Origin of the sequence: Pantoea sp. JZ29 (assembly GCF_035190385.1) — a bacterium.
GTDB lineage: Bacteria > Pseudomonadota > Gammaproteobacteria > Enterobacterales > Enterobacteriaceae > Pantoea > Pantoea stewartii.
Genome location: NZ_CP045241.1, coordinates 1,335,680 through 1,353,204, shown reverse-complemented (window position 1 = coordinate 1,353,204; position 17,525 = coordinate 1,335,680). Strand labels below are relative to the sequence as shown.

Below are 17,525 nucleotides of genomic sequence, written 5' to 3'. Positions count from 1 at the left end.
GGCTGACAATCAGGTGGAGGATAATACGGCGTTAAAGCCCAACTGAGTGAGCATTTCTGCGGTCGCGGCCTCATCGCAGTTCACCTGCAATGATGACCACTCGCGACGCTCTTCATACTGCTTGCGCAGGCGGTCAAATTCACCCGGTTTTGCCGCCACTTTTCGCAGGGGCGCATCATCGCGGCGCACATCATACACCAGATGCACAAGACGTTTCAGCGTTGGCTGATCGAGCGGCCCATTCAGGCTGATCTGGCTGAACTCTGGCGTAGGCAACAGGCTGCTCAGGGGCACCTGCTGCGGCTGACCAATAAAGTCGCACCAGGCTTCGAACACCTGGGTGGTGCCGCGCGCCTTGCCCTCAAGGGTGTAACCGGCAATGTGCGCCGTGGCGATATCAACCCGATCCAGCAACGCGAGGGAGAGATCCGGCTCCGGTTCCCAGACGTCCAGCGCCACGCTCAGATCGTGACGCAGGTTCAGCACCTCAAGCAGTGCGGCATTGTCGACCACCGGGCCACGGCAGGCGTTAATCAAAATCGTCTTCGGTTTCAGGGCCATCAGCAGCGCGGCATCGGCCAGATGCCAGCTTTTATAGGGGCCGGATTTAAACAGCGGCGTGTGAAAGGTCAGAATATCGGCCTGTTGCACCAGCGCATCAAGCGAGAGAAACTCGCCGTCGTCACCCCGATCGGCGCGCGGGGGATCGCATAACAGGGTTTTTACGCCCCAGGCTTCCAGCCGCTTCTGCAGGCGTCCGCCCACATTTCCCACGCCCACGATGCCAACAGTACGATCGCGCAACTGGAAACCGTCCCGCTCTGCCAGCAGCAGCAAGGCAGAAAACACGTATTCAACCACCGCAATCGCGTTACAGCCGGGGGCCGCAGAGAAGGCGATGCCCGCCTGCTGCAGCCACGCTTCGTCAATATGATCCGTGCCCGCCGTGGCGGTGCCGACAAACTTAACGGGTTTGTCCTGCAACAACGCGGCGTTGACCTGGGTGACGGAACGCACCATCAGACCATCGGCATCCGCCAGTTCGGCTTCAGGAAGCGGTCGGCCAGGTACGGCGACCACATCGCCCGTACGACTAAAGAGTTCACGGGCATACGGCATATTTTCATCGACGAGAATTTTCACCACGGCTTTCCTGTCTGTGTATTGAAGGCCGCTATTCTGGCACAAAAGCCTGACATTCGCCTAACCACGCAGTGCAGGGGCGGGTAAGGCTGGCAGAAAGGGGCATCACAGGCGTACACTGCCGCGGGTCTGAGACGGGAGCCTTGTTATGGTCTTTTTATTTCCGCTGTTTGCGGTGTTGATTTGGTCGGTTAACGCTATCGTGAATAAATTATCGGCAGGTGCCATTGAGCCTGCCGCAATTTCGTTCTATCGCTGGCTGCTGGCGTTGCTGGTGCTGACGCCTTTTGTCCTGCCGGGCGTGCTGCGGCAATGGCAGACGATCCGGCCGCATCTGGGACGACTGATGATTCTGGGCCTGCTGGGCATGGCGCTGTATCAGAGTCTGGCCTATTACGCCGCCCATAGCGTGAGTGCCCTGTTTATGGGCATTATCGCCGCGCTCATCCCGCTACTCACCGTGCTGCTCAGTGTCCTTATTCTGCGGATTGCCCCGACTGTGGGGATTCTGGCCGGCAGTCTGATCTCCTTCTGTGGCTTAATCTGGCTGGTCAGTGAAGGCAAGCCTGACCAGCTGCTGCATCACGGTATCGGTACGGGCGAAGCTCTGATGCTGGCGGCCTCAGCCTGCTATGCGCTTTACGGCGTGATGACAAAACGCTGGTCGATTCCCCTGCCCGTCTGGCAGAGTCTGTATGTGCAAATTGCCGCTGGCGTGATGCTGTTGCTGCCCGGTTTTCTGATGACACCGGATGTCTCGCTCACGCCACGGAATCTTCCCCTGGTGGCCTTTGCCGGCCTGTTCGCCTCCATTCTGGCCCCCTGGCTGTGGATTCATGGCGTACAAAAGTTGGGGGCCAGCATCACCAGTATTTTTATGAATCTGACACCGCTCTTTACCGCCCTGATTGCGGTGCTGTTTTTGCATGAACATCTGCACAGCTATCACTGGATTGGCGGCGGTCTGACGCTGGCGGGCGTTCTGCTGGCACAGCGTCTGCGCAGGCCGTTAACGCGACGGGAATCGCTTAAGGCCGATCCGCATTAAACCGGATAGTGACACGCAGCCCACCGAGTGACGGGCTGCTATCCAGCGTGACGGTTGCGCCATGCCAGGCGCAAATATCGTGCACCAGCGCCAGCCCGATACCTGCTCCCGTCTGCATCGCGGCGTTATCCAGCCGGATAAATGGCCGTAACGCGCTTTGCTGCTCTTCCGGGCGAATGCCCGGCCCTGAATCCTCAATGTATAATCTGCCGCTCTCCAGGCGCGCCGTCACCGTACCCTGCACCGGCGTATAGGTAATAGCGTTATCCAGCAGGTTGGCGCACAGCTCGCCCAGCAGCAGCGCATCGCCTTTGACGTCGCCGTGCGCATCACCTTCGTAACCCAGGTCAATCTGTTTCGCACGCGCAGCCGCATAGCGGCTCAGGCACGCCTCGCGCACCACCGTCGCCAGATCCACTTTCACCATGGGTTTATCTTCGCCGTGTCGGGCTTTGATACGCGCCAGTTGCAGCAGCCGGTCGGTAAGCAGGATGGTGTCATCCAGCGTGTAGCGCATGCTCTGCAGGCTTTCCCGCCACTGTTCGGGCTGATGGCTGTCCAGCGCCGTGCCGATCTGGGTTTTCAGAATAGTGAGCGGCGTGCGAAGCTGATGAGCGGCGTCGGCGCTGAACCGATCCTGACGCGCCAGCAATCCCCGCAGCCGTTCCAGATAGCGGTTAAATGCCACGATAAGCGGCTGTAGCTCCGACCACGGCAGGGACGGCAGCGGCGTCAGTTCAGCACCATCGCGGCGCAGCACAATGCGGGACAGACGGCGTAAAGGCCGCAACACCCGGCGTAGCATCAGGCTTGCCAGCAACACGGCAATTAACACCAGCGCGCTCTGGCTGAGCAAAGCCGTGCGCATCAGCCCTTTCGCGAAAGCCTCACGGGAATGGATGGTTTCCGCGACCAGCACCAGCGCCATACCTTCCGCGCCCGTCTCGCTGACGGGCTGCCACAAGGCCGCCACCCGGATGCGCTGCTTTTGATAATAGCCGTCATAGAAATGGACCAGCGCGGGATAGGTCTCTGACATCGCGCTGGTGACGGGGATCGGGGGAAGCCCGTCATAGCCGGACAGCGTTTTCCCCTGCGGCGAAATCACCTGATAAAACAGGCGATCATTCATGTTGCGCTCAAAGCTGTCGAGCACCACCCAGGGCACGTCGACCTCCAGGTGTTGGTTACGCACCACCAGCCGTTCAGCGACTGTGCGCGCAGAGGCCAGCAGAGAGCGATCGTAGGCCTGATTCGCCGCCGCCAGTCCGCTCTGATAGTGCGTGTAAACAGAAAGCACCCACAGCAGGGAAAGCGGCAGCCCCAGCCAGGCCAGTAACTCGCCCCGTAGCGAGGTGATCAGTCGCATGCCAGGGTTTCCAGGCTGTAGCCCAGTCCGCGCAGCGTCACAATGCCCACGTTACTGCCCGCCAGCTTTTTGCGTACCCGGTGTACATACAGCTCGATGCTTTCCGGGCTGGCGTCATCCGCCAGGGTGAAGGTTTGTTCATACAAATGCTGCCGCGAGACCGGGCGGCCCCGACGCTGCATCAGCGTGGTCAGTACGCTGGATTCACGCGGTGTCAGCGCCAGCGGTTTCTCTGCCAGCAAAAAGTAGCCTTCACCGTTCAGCACCAACTGGCCCAGGGTCTGGTGCCGGGCCGAGTGCCCCTGCGCACGACGCAGCAACGCACGCAGGCGCGCATCCAGCTCATCCAGTTCGAAGGGTTTGGTCAGATAGTCATCCGCGCCGGTATTCAGGCCGCGCACGCGGTCGTCCAGCGTTGTGCGTGCGGTCAGCAGCAACACCGGGACATTTTGTCCACGCCGACGTAACCGGGTTAACACCTCAATGCCGTCCAGACGCGGCAGGGAAACATCCAGTACGACCAGCGCATAATCTTCACTTTGCAGGCTGTGATCCGCCGAAACGCCGTCCGCGACCCAGTCCACAGCAAACCCTTTTTGCGTTAACGCCTTCTGTAACCATCGCGCCAGCTCGGCCGTGTCTTCCACCAGTAAGAGACGCATATCACATCCTTTCACTAAACCTGATGGCTGAAAGGTAAATGAAAGGTTACCGATTTAACAATTCAATAACGCCGAATTGTAGGTAGTAATCACACTCTGAAAGAAAGATGGAGCGCACGATGAAAAAAATAATCCACACCGCCCTCGCCTCTGCCCTGTTGGCTCTCATGTTGCCGTCGCCAGGTAATGCCGCTGCCCCCGACAGGACCGAATGCATTGCCCCCGCCAAACCGGGTGGCGGTTTCGATCTGACCTGTAAGCTGATTCAGGTTTCACTCATGGAAACCAAACAGATCGAAAAACCGATGCGCATTACCTACATGCCTGGCGGCGTGGGTGCTGTGGCCTATAACGCTATTGTGGCTCAGCGCCCGGCTGAAGCAGGCACTGTGGTCGCCTTTTCGGGCGGCTCACTGCTGAATCTGTCGCAGGGAAAATTTGGTCGTTACTCGGTCGATGATGTGAAGTGGTTAGCGGCCATCGGCACAGATTACGGCATGATCGCCGTGCGGGAAGACGCGCCGTGGAAAAATCTGGGCGAATTAATGGCGGCCATGAAGGCAGATCCGACCAACGTGGTGGTCGGTGCGGGTGCCTCCATCGGCAGTCAGGACTGGATGAAAACCGCGCTGGTGGCGAAAGAAGCCGGTATCGATCCGCGTAAGATGCGCTATGTCGCCTTTGAAGGCGGGGGCGAAGTCGTCACCGCGTTGTTGGGCAATCATATTCAGGTGATGTCGGGCGATCTCAGCGAAATGGTGCCGCACCTGCAAGGCGGTAAACTGCGCGTCCTGGCGGTGATGGCCGACAAGCGTCTGCCCGATCAGCTGGCCACGATTCCGACGGCGAAAGAGCAAGGGTTTAACGTGGAATGGCCCATTATTCGTGGCTTCTATCTGGGGCCGAAGGTCAGCGACGCGGATTACCAGTGGTGGCAGAACGCGTTCGAAAAAATGGTGCAAACGCCCGAATTCAGGCAACAGCGCGAACTGCGTGGCCTGTTTGAGTTCAATCTCTTTGGCGCAGAACTGGATAAATACGTGAAGAATCAGGTGGCCGCTTACCGTGAGCAGGCGAAATCCTTTGGTCTGGCTAAGTAACCGGAGCGCATCATGAGCGATCGTATTTTTGCCACGCTGTGGCTGGTGTTATGTCTGGCAGGGTTAGTCGTCGCCTGGCAAATCCAGAGTGAATACAGTTATGAACCCGTCGGCCCGCGGCCTTTTCCGTTGGCGCTGCTCACCCTGATGGCGCTGTGTGCCGTCATGCTGCTGCTGAGAAAGCCCGATGCTATCCAGTGGCCCGCACCGCAGACGATGAAACGTCTGGTGGCGCTGGCCGTCATGCTGTTCGTGTATGGCTGGCTGTTTGAACGTCTGGGGTTCCCGTTATCCAGCGCGCTCCTGACCTTCGGCATCGGCATGCTGTTTGGCGCGCGCTGGTGGGCCGCCGTCCTGTCCGGCGCGGTTATGGGGTGGGCGCTGTTTTACGCCTTTGACCATCTGCTGGATGTCACCCTGCCGGCTGGCAGCCTGATGAGCTAAGGAGAAAAAAATGGATATCTGGTCTTTTCTCATGCAGGGTTTTGCCGTTGCCATGACACCGCAAAACCTGCTGATTGCCTTAACTGGCTGCTTTATCGGAACGATTGTTGGCCTGCTGCCCGGTCTGGGTCCGATCAACGGCGTGGCCATTCTGATGCCGCTGGCCTTTGCGCTGCACCTGCCTGCGGAGTCTGCCCTGATTTTACTGGCAACGGTGTATCTGGGCTGCGAATACGGCGGACGCATCTCGTCGATACTGCTCAATGTGCCCGGCGACGCTGGCGCGATTATGACCGCGCTGGATGGCTACCCCATGGCACAGCAGGGAAAAGCGGGCGTAGCGCTGTCTGTCTCTGCCGTGAGTTCGTTTGTCGGCTCCACCATTGCGATTATCGGCATCATCCTGTTCGCCCCGCTGCTGGCGCGCTGGTCGCTGGCGTTTGGCCCGGCGGAGTATTTTGCGCTGATGGTGTTTGCCATTGCCTGCCTGGGCAGCATGATGAGCCAGAATCCGCTCAAGTCATTTCTGTCCGCCCTGATTGGCTTAAGCATGGCGACCGTTGGCGTGGATGCCAACACCGGCGTTTACCGCTTTACCTTTGACAGCGTTCACCTCTCCGACGGCATTCAGTTTGTCGTGGTGGTCATTGGCCTGTTCTCGGTGAGCGAAATTTTGCTGATGCTGGAATCCACCCATACGGGACAAAAGGTGGTGCGCGCCAGTGGCCGCATGATGTTCAACATGAAAGAAGCCGCTCAGTCGACCGGGGCGACGCTGCGATCATCGTTTATTGGTTTCTTTGTCGGTGTCTTGCCCGGTGCCGGTGCCACCATCGCCAGCGCAATCGCCTACATGACAGAGAAAAAAATCAGCGGCAGCGACCAGTTTGGTAAGGGCGATATTCGTGGTGTCGCTGCGCCGGAAGCCGCCAACAACGCTTCGGCGTGCGGATCGTTTATTCCGATGCTGACGCTGGGCATTCCGGGCTCTGGCACCACCGCGGTGATGGTCGGCGCGTTGACGCTATATAACATCACGCCCGGTCCGGCGATGTTTACCGAACAGCCGGATATCGTCTGGGGGCTCATTGCGGCGCTGTTAATTGGCAACGTGATGCTGCTGATTATGAACATCCCGATGATCAACGTGTTCGCGCGTATGCTGACCATTCCGCTGTGGTTTCTGGTACCGGCCATTGCCGCCATTTCTGCGGTTGGCGTTTACGCCGTACACAGCACCACCTTTGACCTGCTGTTGATGGTCGGGCTTGGTGTTTTTGGCTATATCCTGCGAAAAATGGACTTTCCGATGTCACCGCTGATCTTAGGTTTCGTCTTGGGCGAAATGCTGGAGCAGAACCTGCGCCGTGCGCTGTCTATCAGCAATGGTGAAATGGCGATTTTGTGGGAGAGCCCGATTGCCAAAGTGCTGCTGATCCTGGCCGTGGCGGTATTGATTGTTCCGTTTGTATGGAAACGTCTGCGCCGTAAAGCCACGCCTGCGCATCAGTAAGTAAATCTTTGGTTGAAACACATCAGCCCCGTGGATTTCCAGGGGGCTTTTGTTATCATAGCGTATTCTGTTTCCGGCGCACCCCACGCTAGTCTGTTTTCCAAGGAATCCGCCATGCAACCTGTCAGCGGCCCCGGTGTGCCGGTCGGCGATCGTTCATCTGTTAATCCCCAAACTGACACTTCACGTCCGGGCAGCGTTGCCGGTGAACAACCGCTGTCGCCTGCCCAGCGTACGACGCTTGAGCGTTTGATTGTGCGCATCATGTCCCTCAGCACGTTAAAAGCGCCGGAGCTCTGGGCTGGGCTGCGCCATGAAGTGGGTGTGAAGAGTGAAGCGGAACTGCAGTCGCGCCACTTCCCGGCTGCCGAGCAGTTTCTCAACGCCCGCCTGGCGCAGGTGCAAAATGGCCATGCCACACGTCAGCTGATGACGCAACTGACCGAATTGCTGCCGAAAGGAAACAATCGTCAGGCTGTCAGTGATTTTATCCGTCAGCAGTTTGGTCAGACGGTGCTGAGTGCCCTGACGCAGGACCAGCTGCGTCAGGTGTTAACCATGCTGCAAAATGGTCAGATGGCAATCCCCCAGCCGCAACAGAGTCGCACCAGCGATCGCTCTCTGCTGCCCGCCGAACACCAGGCGCTGAATCAGCAGATCGTCCGCCTGGCGGCCGCCACCGGCGAATCCAGCGGCAAAATCTGGACGGCGGCGCTGAAGCTGGTGAACCTGACCAGTGGCGATCCGATTCCTTCACGCCATTACCCGTTACTGACTCAGTATCTCCAGGTGCGTCAGACGCTGAGCCAGCACAGCGCGCCAACGCTGCAGCTGATTGAAAGCTCACTGAAACATCCTCTGGACAAGCGTGAACAGCAAATGCTGGAGGATTACAGCCAGCAACGGTTCCAGGCTACCCCGCAGACGGTGTTGACGCCGACCCAGACACAGGATCTGCTTAACTTCCTGTTTTCACGGCGCGCAGAGCGAGCCCATGAGCAGGCGCTGGCCGACAGTGAGTTGAATCCGCACCCCATCTGGGCACCGATTTCCGCCTCGCTGCCGCCCGCACTGAAACCGCTGGCTGAGCGCCCCTTACTGGCCGCGGTCGTCGGGCTGATCGTACTGGCCTTTCTGCTCTGGCTGGTGCTGTAAGTCAGCAACCACAGGATGCCGCAGCCGTTGTCTGCGGCCATTCGCCCGCCTCATCGCCCCATGCCATGGGGTGACCATCCCGCTTCCAGAAATCCAGCCCGCCAGTCAGCTCTTTCACCTGAAAGCCCAACAAGGCTAACTGATGCGCCGCTTTGGTTGAGCCATTGCAGCCAATCCCATCGCAGTAGGTGACGTACACTTTATTACGATCCAGGCGGGCCGTGCTGGCTTCGTTCATTTCCCGGTGCGGGAAAGAGATCGCGCCACAGATATGACCGCCGCGATATGCCTCTGCCTGGCGCGCATCCACGACCACAATCCCCTGAACCTGACGGGAAAGATCCTCAGCCAGATCCCAGGCATCGGTGTAATACGCCAGTTTAGCCTGCAGATACGCCACGCTTTGCGACGGTGAGGCGGGAGGGAAACGTAAAACGGATGACATCGGCATTTCTCCTGTTGTGTGATGACGGCAGTGTACGGCAAAGTGGATGCCTGACTAAGACCCATCTGAACCTGTTGATAAGACCATTATGTCGTCACCGCTTCTGCAACTGTTTCATCATCAGACCACGGGCGGTCTGCGTGACCGCCTGTGCGCCACGCTGCGTCAGTGGATAGAAACCGCGCACCTTCAGGCCGGACAGAAACTGCCCTCTACACGTCAGCTGGCCACGGATTTAACGCTGTCACGCGTGACGGTGGAAGCGGCTTACGCCCAGCTCGAAAGCGAGGGTTATCTGCGGCGGGAAACAGGCCGGGGCAGTTTTGTTGCCATCACTCTCCCTGACAAAGCTCCCCGCATTCGCGCCAGCCGCATGGCCCGGTTGTCACGACGCGGCCAGCAGGTCCTGGCGACAGGCGGCTGCCAGGACGCGCCGTTTCCCTGTGCGTTTGCAGCGGGTTCTCCGGAGTTGCGGGCGTTTCCTCATGCGGTCTGGCGGCGGTTAACCGCACGTATCCAGCACAGCGAAGGCCAGAGCGTGATGGGCTATGGCGATCCGTCAGGCTATATGCCACTGCGCCACGCGCTGGCTGATTACCTTGCGTTGTCGCGCGGCATTCACTGCCAGCCTGAGCAGGTCGTGATTCTGACCAGCTCGCAGCAGGCCCTTCAGCTACTGGCGCTGATGCTGGTCGACCCTGGCGATAACGTGTGGATGGAGGAGCCGGGTTATGCGGGCGCACGCAACGCCTTTCTGGCTGCGGGTGCCCGCGTGAGCGGAATAAGTGTGGATGGCCAGGGCGCCGTCCCTCAGCCTGGCGCGGCAAAGCTGATGTACCTGACGCCCTCCCATCAGTATCCGACAGGTGTTGCCTTGAGTCTGCCACGTCGTCTCGCCTGGCTCGACTGGGCACGCCGCAACGGTAGCTGGCTCATCGAAGACGATTATGACAGTGAGTTTCACTATGATGAGCGCCCCGCTCCCGCGCTGCACGCACTCGACAGGGATCAGCGGGTGATAACCTTAGGCACGTTTTCAAAATCCCTGTTCCCGTCCCTGCGCCTGGCATGGATGGTCGTGCCCGAGGCGCTGGTGGAACCCTCGGGTCGCGTACGCAGCATTCTGGATGGTCATAGCGCCCTGCTTCCCCAGGCGGTGACCGCCGCGTTTATGCAGCAGGGGCACTTCGCCAGTCATCTGCGCCTGATGCGTCAGCTTTACCAGAGCCGTCGCGATCGCTTACTGGAACAGATTGAACAGCGTCTGACGCCGTGGCTCACCCCCTTTCCCTGTCCGGGCGGACTGCAGCTGGCTGTTAACCTGTTACAGGGGGATGAAGGCGCTTTGACCGTACAGGCGGCAAACGCGGGCTTATTGTTACCCCGGCTCAGCCCGCTGTATAGCGAAAAAACAAACCGGCAAGGCTGGCTATTAGGTTTTGCGGCGCTCACGCCGGATGAAATTGTGGCGGGATGTGACAGGCTGGTCAGGCTGCTGTCACGTAGCGCATCCCGTCAACGTGACTAATGGACCGAAACAAAAAAGGCCGGCAATCGCCGACCTTTTGGATGTGTGTGCATCATGCTGCGCGCAACATGACGCTTCGCCACACTTATGCCTGGTATTTACGCAGGGTCAGGGTGGCGTTGGTGCCGCCGAAACCAAAGCTGTTAGACATCACGGTGGTAAGGGCTTTTTCCGTCGGCTCTGTCACGATGTTCATGCCTTCTGCCGCGGCGTCCAGCGAGCTGATGTTAATGCTTGGGGCGATAAAGCCGTGCTCCAGCATCAGCAGTGAGTAAATCGCTTCCTGCACACCCGCCGCTCCTAAGGAGTGGCCGGTCATGGCTTTGGTCGCAGAGATGTACGGTGTGTTTTCGCCAAACACTTCACGAATAGCACCCAGCTCTTTGACATCGCCCACTGGCGTAGAGGTACCATGGCTGTTCAGATAGTCGATTGGCGTGTCCACGCCCTGCATCGCCATCTTCATGCAGCGTACAGCGCCTTCACCTGACGGTGCGACCATATCAGCACCATCAGAGGTGGCACCGTAGCCCACGATTTCAGCATAGATGTGCGCGCCACGAGCCAGCGCATGCTCCAGCTCTTCCACCACGACCATACCGCCGCCGCCTGCGATAACGAAGCCGTCGCGCTCGTTGTCATAGGTACGTGACGCTTTTTCTGGCGTGTCGTTGTAACGGGTCGACAGGGCGCCCATCGCATCGAACTCACAGGCCATTTCCCAGCACAGCTCTTCGCCGCCGCCGGCAAAAACGATATCCTGCTTGCCCAGTTGAATCTGCTCAACCGCGTTACCAATACAGTGTGCAGAGGTCGCACAGGCTGAACTGATAGAGTAGTTTACGCCGTGGATTTTAAACGGTGTGGCCAGGCAGGCAGAAACACCGGATGCCATCGCCTTGGTCACCACATAAGGGCCAACGGCTTTCAGGCCGCGTGGGCTGCGCATCGCATCCGCGCCAAAAACCTGAAAACGTGGAGAACCGCCGCCGGAACCTGCAATCAAACCTACGCGAGGGTTGTTCTGGTAGGCTTCGTTGCTCAGACCAGAATCTTTGATAGCTTCTTCCATTGACAGGTAAGCATAGATGGACGCATCACTCATGAACCGCACAATTTTGCGATCAATGAGGCCGGTGGTATCGAGTTTAACGTTACCCCAGACGTGACTACGCATGCCGGAATCTTTCATCTCCTGGGAAAAAGTGATGCCTGAGCGGCCTTCACGCAGAGATGCCAGCACCTCTTGCTGGTTATTACCAATACTGGAAACGATCCCTAAGCCAGTAATCACAGCACGTTTCATTCAATCTTCCTCAACACTTCTGTTATTTGACGAGCACTCTAGCTTACACTTGTACGCCGAACAAGTCCGATCAGCCAATTCCTTTGTAAATTTGCGTCATCTTCCTCCGACCGATAAACTCCTGCCATTCCCTGAAAAATGAGCCTTTACTGTGAAACTGTCTCCGGTTGAACATGCCCAACTGAGCTGGAATGAACAGGGTACACCTGTTTCCCGAGCCTTCGGCGACGTCTACTTTTCCAACGACAATGGTCTGGAAGAGACGCGCTACGTGTTTCTGGGTGGCAATGATTTCCCCCAACGATTTCACCACCACCCACGCGACCTGCTGATTGTGGCCGAGAGCGGCTTCGGCACCGGCCTTAACTTTCTTATGCTCTGGCAGGCGTTTGACCAGTTCCAGCGTCATCATCCCGATGCGGCGCTGAAGCGACTGCATTTCATCAGCTTTGAAAAATTTCCGTTGACCCAGGCCGATCTGATAGCGGCCCATCAGCACTGGCCTGAACTTGCGCCCTGGGCCGACCAACTCCAGCGTCAGTGGCCACAGGCCCTGCCCGGCTGCCAGCGGCTGTTATTCGATGCCGGCCGCATCACGCTGGATCTGTGGTTAGGCGATATTAATGCGCTAATTAATAATTTTGATGACAGTCTGCATCGTCAGGTCGACGCGTGGTTTTTAGATGGCTTTGCGCCGTCGAAAAATCCCGATATGTGGACGCCGGAACTGTTTCAGTCGATGGCGGCGCTGGCCCGGCCTGGGGGCACATTTGCCACCTTTACGGCCGCCGGTTTCGTGCGTCGTGGCTTGCAGGAAGCGGGCTTTGCGGTCACGCGCCGTAAAGGATTTGGTCCAAAACGGGAAATGCTGTGCGGCTCGCTTGAACGGGCACCAGCACAGTGCCCGCGCCAACCCTGGTATGCCCGGCCTGCGCCGTCTGAAAAAGAGGTTGCTCTGGTGGGCGGCGGTATCGCCAGTGCGACGCTGGCGCTGGCTTTACTGCGCCGCGGCTGGCGCGTTACGCTGTATTGCGCCGACGAAGCCCCCGCGCTGGGCGCATCCAGCAATCGTCAGGGCGCACTGTACCCTTTGCTTAATCAGCACGATCCGGCGCTTGCCACCTTTTTCCCCGCCGCCTTCACGTTTGCCCGTCGCCTGTATGACGCGCTGGATTTGCCGTTCGAACACGACTGGAGCGGCGTCCTGCAGCTCGGCTGGGACGATAAAAGTGCCAGCAAGATTGAACAGATGCTGGCGATGGGATTACCTGAAGAAATTGCCCATGGCGTGACGCAACAGGAAGCCGAGGCGCTGGCGAAGGTTGCGCTGCACTGCGGCGGCATATATTACCCGATGGGCGGCTGGTTAGCCCCGGCCGAACTGACCTCTTCCCTGCTGTCCAGGGGCGAGCAACTGGGATTGCGTGTACACTGGCTGCATCGCGTCACCGCGCTCAGTCAGAATGCGCAGGGCTGGACGTTAACCTTTAGCGAACAGCCCGATGTGCATCACGCTGCCGTGGTGCTGGCGAACGGCCATCACCTCACCGACCTGCCCCAGACCGACGCGCTGCCCGTGTATCCGGTGGCCGGTCAGGTCAGCCATGTTCCCGTATCGCCTGCGCTGTCGGCGCTCAGGACGGTGCTCTGCTACGATGGCTATCTCACGCCCGCCAGTCCCCAGTTTGCGACGCACTGTATCGGGGCCAGCTATCACCGGGGCGAGACCTCCACCGCCTTTCGTGAAGCGGATCAGCAGGAGAATCACCGCCGCCTGCAGCATTGCCTGCCGCACAGCGACTGGGTTAATGCGGTGGATGTCAGTCAGAACGCAGCGCGCAGCGGCGTACGTTGTGCCACGCGGGATCACTTACCGATGGTGGGCTGTGCGCCGGATTACGCAGCGACGCTTGCGCTTTATGCCGATCTGGCGCAGCAGAATGCCCGCGGAGCGGCGATCCCAGCGGCGCCGTACTTTCCCGGCCTTTATCTGTTCGGCGCACTTGGCTCGCGCGGGCTGTGCAGCGCACCGCTGGCGGCAGAAGTCCTGGCGGCACAGCTGAGCGGCGAACCTCAGCCGCTGGATGCCAGCATGCTGGCGGCGCTGAATCCTAATCGTTACTGGGTCAGAAAGCTGCTGAAAGGCAAAAAAGCGGGGAAATAGCACCAGGGCGGCATGCCGCCCTGCTCACTCAGGCAGTCTGCTGACGCGCCTGTAAAAACAGATTATCCCACATGCCAATGACCAGCGCCTGATCCCGTGGCGATAACTCTCCGGCGGCAATGGCGTTTTGCAGGCTGCGGGTGACCTGAATCTGCAGCGCCTGCGGCGTGTGGTCATCCAGTTGCTCCACTTCCGCGACTGCCAGGGTTAAATGGCCACGCAGATAACCGCTGGCAAACAGCTCATCGTCACTGGCGTGCTCAACCATATCGTCAATCAGGGCCAGAATACGCGCTTCAAATTCTGCGATCATCTCAATTCCTCTGTTAAATAATCCCTTCTGCATTACACATCTTCCGGCCATGGAAACTGTGATGCGGTCAGAGAAGGCCTGCCATAAAATTCAGCCAGGGCTGAAATAAAGCGTGCGGGACGGGCAGGAATGCCCGACGCCAGGTAGCTCATGACCTGGGCATGAACTTTACGCTGAAAAGCAATGCGATCGGGCTCACAATCGCCATCGAGATTGTCACAACTGACATTGAAGGGAAAGCCTGCGGCAACGCAAAACATCCACTCCAGGGCCTGCGGCTTCACCTCAACCGATTCAAACTGGCTTTGCGTTTGCGCATCCCGCCCGTCCGGGCAATACCAGTAGCCAAAATCGACTAACTTGCGCCGGGCTTCACCGGCAATGCACCAGTGCGAAATTTCATGCAGCGCACTCGCGTAAAAACCATGGGCGAACACCACCCGGTTCCATGGTGATTCGCTGTCTGCAGGAAGATAAATCGGTTCATCATCGCCTTTAATTAGACGGGTCTGAAAGTCTTCGCTAAAGCAGCGGTCAAACAGCGTAATGAGCTGCGGGTAGTCATGTGTTGTCATTCAATATTCACGTAAAGTATTACAGATTCAGCGCCGCCAGCCAGGCCAGAACCTCACTGCCGTGGCTGTCCCAGAGCAATTTCATGCTCATGACCGCCGAAACGATCACCACCATCGGACGAATCAGCTTTTGCCCACGCGCCAGAACCAGCCTTGCGCCCAGTCGTGCGCCACAGACCGCGCCCAGCATCATGATCAGGCCGGTGCCCCACACCACTTTCCCGCCAAAGATAAAGAACAGCAGGCTGCCAAAATTTGAGGTGAAGTTAAGCAGTTTGGCATGCGCAGTCGCTTTCGCCAGGTTAAAGCCACACAGCGTCACAAAGCCCAGCGCATAAAACGAGCCAGCTCCCGGGCCAAAAAAACCATCATAAAAACCGATACAGCCGCCGCCGATAAGGGCAAAAGGCAGCCCCCTGAGACGATGCACCCGGTCTTCCTCGCCAATGCGCGGCATTAACAAAAACCACATACCGATGGCGATCAGCAGCAGCGGCAGGATTTGCCGCAGGAAATCGGCCTGAAGATGCTGAATCAGCACCGCGCCGCCCACCGCGCCCAGAAAGGTCATGGCGATATTCAGCCGTTGCTCACGCAACGTAATGGCTCCCCGCCTTACAAAATACAGGCTGGCAGAGAAAGAGCCGCCGACCGACTGGAGTTTGTTGGTCGCCAGCGCCTGCGCCGGCGACAGCCCTGCCGCCAGAAGAGAAGGAAGCGTGAGCAGGCCACCGCCGCCCGCAATCGAATCAATAAATCCAGCCAGTAGCGCAATAAAAAACAGCAGGACAACCGCCAGCGGGCTGGCAATGAACCACTCCATGGGAACCCTTACAGTAAATGTTTATCCAGCAGCGCCTGACAGGCAGGCGGCAGCGGCGGGGGTTCACGCTTCACAGGCGCAGAACCCGGCTGCTTTGGCAGGAACCAGCTCTGCAACTCTGCCCCGCAGCCATCCCCGGGAGGTGGGGGAGCCTGCTCCTCACAATCCGGGCTGCCCTGTGGACAGCGCAAACGGACGTGCATATGGGCGCGGTGCGCGAACCAGGGCCGTACTTTATGTAACCAGCTTCGATCTGTACCCGCATCCGCGCAAAGCTGCTTTTTAATCGCCGGATTGACGAAGATGCGCGTGACATCTTCATCTTTCGCCGCCAGTTTAATCAGACTGGCGATTTCAGGCTGCCAGTGACGCGCAACGACGTTCCTGCCATCGGCGGCCACCAGATCCAGCGGCTGAGGTTTCAGTAACTGCTGTGCGCTCCAGCGGGTTTTCGGCAGTTGTAGCCAGATATCCACGTCGAGCCCGGTCTGGTGGCTGGCATGGCCGCTGCTGAAGCGTCCGCCGGCAGCCATGCCCATATCGCCAATCAGCACGTTGCCCAGTTGCAGATTGTGCGCCTGCATGGCCAGGCGCTGGATAAACAGAATCAGGTCGGGATGACCGAAATAGCGGCGCTGATCCTGACGCATGACCTGATAATCCGGTGAGTTAAGCGGCAGAGCCTGCGCGCCGACAATACAGCCGTTGGCAAAGCCGCCAATCGCATTCGGTGCACCCGCGACAGGGTGCTGAATACGCTGCCACGGCGTCGCCGCCAGGCTTGCCGCGCTGAGTAACAGCGCGCTGAGCACCAGCATCACTTTCATCAGGTTACCAACGTGGCACGGTGGAGTTGACATCGCCACACTGCGCACGCTGGCGCAGCAGATGGTCCATCAGCACAATTGCCATCATGGCTTCGGCAATCGGCACCGCACGAATGCCCACGCAGGGATCGTGACGGCCTTTCGTGATCATCTCCACTTCTTCCCCGTCGCGGGTGATGGTTTTGCCTGGCACGGTAATGCTGGAGGTCGGCTTCATCGCCAGATTGGCGCTGATAGTCTGACCGCTGCTGATACCGCCGAGAATGCCGCCTGCGTGGTTACTCTGAAAACCGTTAGCCCGAATTTCATCGCGATGCTGACTGCCGCGCTGATTCACTACGGCAAAGCCGTCGCCAATTTCAACGCCCTTCACGGCGTTAATGCTCATCAGCGCATGCGCGAGATCCGCATCCAGGCGATCAAAGACCGGTTCGCCCAGGCCCGGCGGAACATTTTCCGCCATGACCGTGACTTTGGCACCGACAGAATCGCCCTCTTTTTTCAGCGCGCGCATCAGTTCATCCAGCGCCTCAAGCTTATCGGCGTCCGGGCAGAAGAACGGATTCTCTTCAACGATGGTCCAGTCTTTAAGTTCACAGGCCACGTCGCCGATCTGCGCCAGATAGCCCCGCACCACGATCCCGTGCTGCATGTGCAGGTATTTTTTGGCGATGGCGCCCGCCGCCACGCGCATCGCCGTCTCACGTGCCGATGAACGGCCACCGCCGCGATAGTCGCGCGTACCGTATTTTTGTTCGTAGGTGTAATCCGCATGGCCGGGTCGGAACAGATCTTTAATGGCGCCGTAATCCTGCGAACGTTGATCGGTGTTCTCAATCAGCAGGCCAATCGAGGTCCCTGTGGTGACACCTTCAAACACACCTGACAGAATTTTGACCTGATCCGGTTCACGGCGCTGCGTCGTATAACGCGAAGTGCCCGGACGGCGGCGGTCCAGATCGTGCTGGATATCGGCTTCGGTCAACGGAATGCCGGGCGGCACGCCATCAACAATACATCCCAGAGCAATGCCGTGAGATTCGCCAAAGGTGGTGACGCGAAAGAACTGTCCGATGCTGTTTCCGGCCATTGAGATTCCTTGTTACGGTT

The 17,525-nt window shown here is 58.7% G+C and carries 17 protein-coding genes; 7 read left to right on the top strand and 10 right to left on the bottom strand.

Translation table 11 applies throughout. From position 1 onward, the window contains the following. Window positions 1–9: 9 nt before the first annotated feature. Window positions 10–1,143: a 4-phosphoerythronate dehydrogenase PdxB gene (gene pdxB, locus GC090_RS06490; RefSeq protein ID WP_324021154.1), complete on the bottom strand. Its 1,134-nt coding sequence runs from the start codon at window positions 1,141–1,143 to the stop codon at window positions 10–12. A gap of 148 nt (window positions 1,144–1,291) precedes the next feature. Between pdxB and GC090_RS06485 the strand changes: the two genes are divergently transcribed. After that, entirely contained in the window at window positions 1,292–2,191 is a 900-nt protein-coding gene (locus GC090_RS06485; RefSeq protein ID WP_039339713.1) for a DMT family transporter, read from the top strand. Here GC090_RS06485 and GC090_RS06480 read toward each other — a convergent pair. Beyond that, entirely contained in the window at window positions 2,172–3,560 is a 1,389-nt protein-coding gene (locus tag GC090_RS06480; RefSeq protein WP_033740683.1) for a sensor histidine kinase, read from the bottom strand. The genes GC090_RS06485 and GC090_RS06480 overlap by 20 nt on opposite strands. After that, the gene (tctD, locus tag GC090_RS06475; RefSeq protein ID WP_033740685.1) at window positions 3,551–4,222 is read right to left on the bottom strand and encodes a transcriptional regulator TctD; all 672 of its coding nucleotides are present in this window, start codon (window positions 4,220–4,222) and stop codon (window positions 3,551–3,553) included. The genes GC090_RS06480 and tctD overlap by 10 nt, the downstream gene beginning before the upstream one ends. A 119-nt stretch (window positions 4,223–4,341) precedes the next feature. Between tctD and GC090_RS06470 the strand changes: the two genes are divergently transcribed. The 4 genes from GC090_RS06470 to flk all read left to right on the top strand — a co-directional run bounded on the left by GC090_RS06470 (window position 4,342) and on the right by flk (window position 8,434). Next, the gene (locus tag GC090_RS06470; RefSeq protein ID WP_415911237.1) at window positions 4,342–5,322 is read left to right on the top strand and encodes a Bug family tripartite tricarboxylate transporter substrate binding protein; all 981 of its coding nucleotides are present in this window, start codon (window positions 4,342–4,344) and stop codon (window positions 5,320–5,322) included. A 12-nt stretch (window positions 5,323–5,334) separates the two neighbouring features. Continuing rightward, window positions 5,335–5,766 (top strand): tripartite tricarboxylate transporter TctB family protein, encoded by a 432-nt coding sequence (locus tag GC090_RS06465; protein ID WP_324021152.1) that lies wholly within the window; start codon window positions 5,335–5,337, stop codon window positions 5,764–5,766. A gap of 10 nt (window positions 5,767–5,776) precedes the next feature. Then, complete coding sequence (locus GC090_RS06460) at window positions 5,777–7,279, top strand: tripartite tricarboxylate transporter permease (protein WP_033740688.1); 1,503 nt, start codon at window positions 5,777–5,779, stop codon at window positions 7,277–7,279. A gap of 114 nt (window positions 7,280–7,393) precedes the next feature. Continuing rightward, a complete protein-coding gene (gene flk / locus GC090_RS06455; protein WP_033740689.1) occupies window positions 7,394–8,434 on the top strand; it encodes a flagella biosynthesis regulator Flk in 1,041 nt (346 codons plus the stop codon). 1 nt (window position 8,435) lies between these two features. Here flk and GC090_RS06450 read toward each other — a convergent pair whose 3' ends face one another. Further along, a complete protein-coding gene (locus GC090_RS06450) occupies window positions 8,436–8,879 on the bottom strand; it encodes a rhodanese-like domain-containing protein (protein ID WP_006120072.1) in 444 nt (147 codons plus the stop codon). A gap of 88 nt (window positions 8,880–8,967) precedes the next feature. On the opposite strand from GC090_RS06450, the gene GC090_RS06445 reads away from it, so the two are divergent. Further along, window positions 8,968–10,407 (top strand): MocR-like pyridoxine biosynthesis transcription factor PdxR, encoded by a 1,440-nt coding sequence (locus tag GC090_RS06445; RefSeq protein WP_110268187.1) that lies wholly within the window; start codon window positions 8,968–8,970, stop codon window positions 10,405–10,407. Window positions 10,408–10,492: 85 nt separating this feature from the next. Here the strand turns inward: GC090_RS06445 and fabB are convergent, their stop codons facing one another. Continuing rightward, complete coding sequence (gene fabB / locus GC090_RS06440; RefSeq protein ID WP_033740697.1) at window positions 10,493–11,713, bottom strand: beta-ketoacyl-ACP synthase I; 1,221 nt, start codon at window positions 11,711–11,713, stop codon at window positions 10,493–10,495. 151 nt (window positions 11,714–11,864) lie between these two features. On the opposite strand from fabB, the gene mnmC reads away from it, so the two are divergent. Continuing rightward, on the top strand, window positions 11,865–13,877 hold the full coding sequence (mnmC, locus tag GC090_RS06435) for a bifunctional tRNA (5-methylaminomethyl-2-thiouridine)(34)-methyltransferase MnmC2/FAD-dependent 5-carboxymethylaminomethyl-2-thiouridine(34) oxidoreductase MnmC1 (RefSeq protein ID WP_324021149.1): 2,013 nt from the start codon (window positions 11,865–11,867) through the stop codon (window positions 13,875–13,877). A 28-nt stretch (window positions 13,878–13,905) separates the two neighbouring features. On the opposite strand, the gene GC090_RS06430 is transcribed toward mnmC, so the two are convergent. The 5 genes from GC090_RS06430 to aroC are packed head-to-tail and all read right to left on the bottom strand — an operon-like array spanning window position 13,906 to window position 17,505. Beyond that, window positions 13,906–14,190, bottom strand: a complete 285-nt coding sequence (locus GC090_RS06430) for a YfcL family protein (protein WP_006120077.1) — start codon at window positions 14,188–14,190, stop codon at window positions 13,906–13,908. A 32-nt stretch (window positions 14,191–14,222) separates the two neighbouring features. Continuing rightward, window positions 14,223–14,765 carry an elongation factor P hydroxylase gene (locus tag GC090_RS06425; RefSeq protein WP_039339723.1) on the bottom strand — a complete coding sequence of 181 codons (543 nt, stop codon included), beginning with the start codon at window positions 14,763–14,765 and terminating at the stop codon, window positions 14,223–14,225. Between the two features lie 19 nt (window positions 14,766–14,784). After that, entirely contained in the window at window positions 14,785–15,588 is an 804-nt protein-coding gene (locus tag GC090_RS06420) for a sulfite exporter TauE/SafE family protein (protein WP_006120080.1), read from the bottom strand. An 8-nt stretch (window positions 15,589–15,596) separates the two neighbouring features. Beyond that, complete coding sequence (mepA, locus tag GC090_RS06415; protein ID WP_416381883.1) at window positions 15,597–16,415, bottom strand: penicillin-insensitive murein endopeptidase; 819 nt, start codon at window positions 16,413–16,415, stop codon at window positions 15,597–15,599. Window positions 16,416–16,419: 4 nt separating this feature from the next. After that, window positions 16,420–17,505 (bottom strand): chorismate synthase, encoded by a 1,086-nt coding sequence (gene aroC, locus GC090_RS06410; protein ID WP_033740703.1) that lies wholly within the window; start codon window positions 17,503–17,505, stop codon window positions 16,420–16,422. Between the last annotated feature and the right edge of the window lie 20 nt (window positions 17,506–17,525).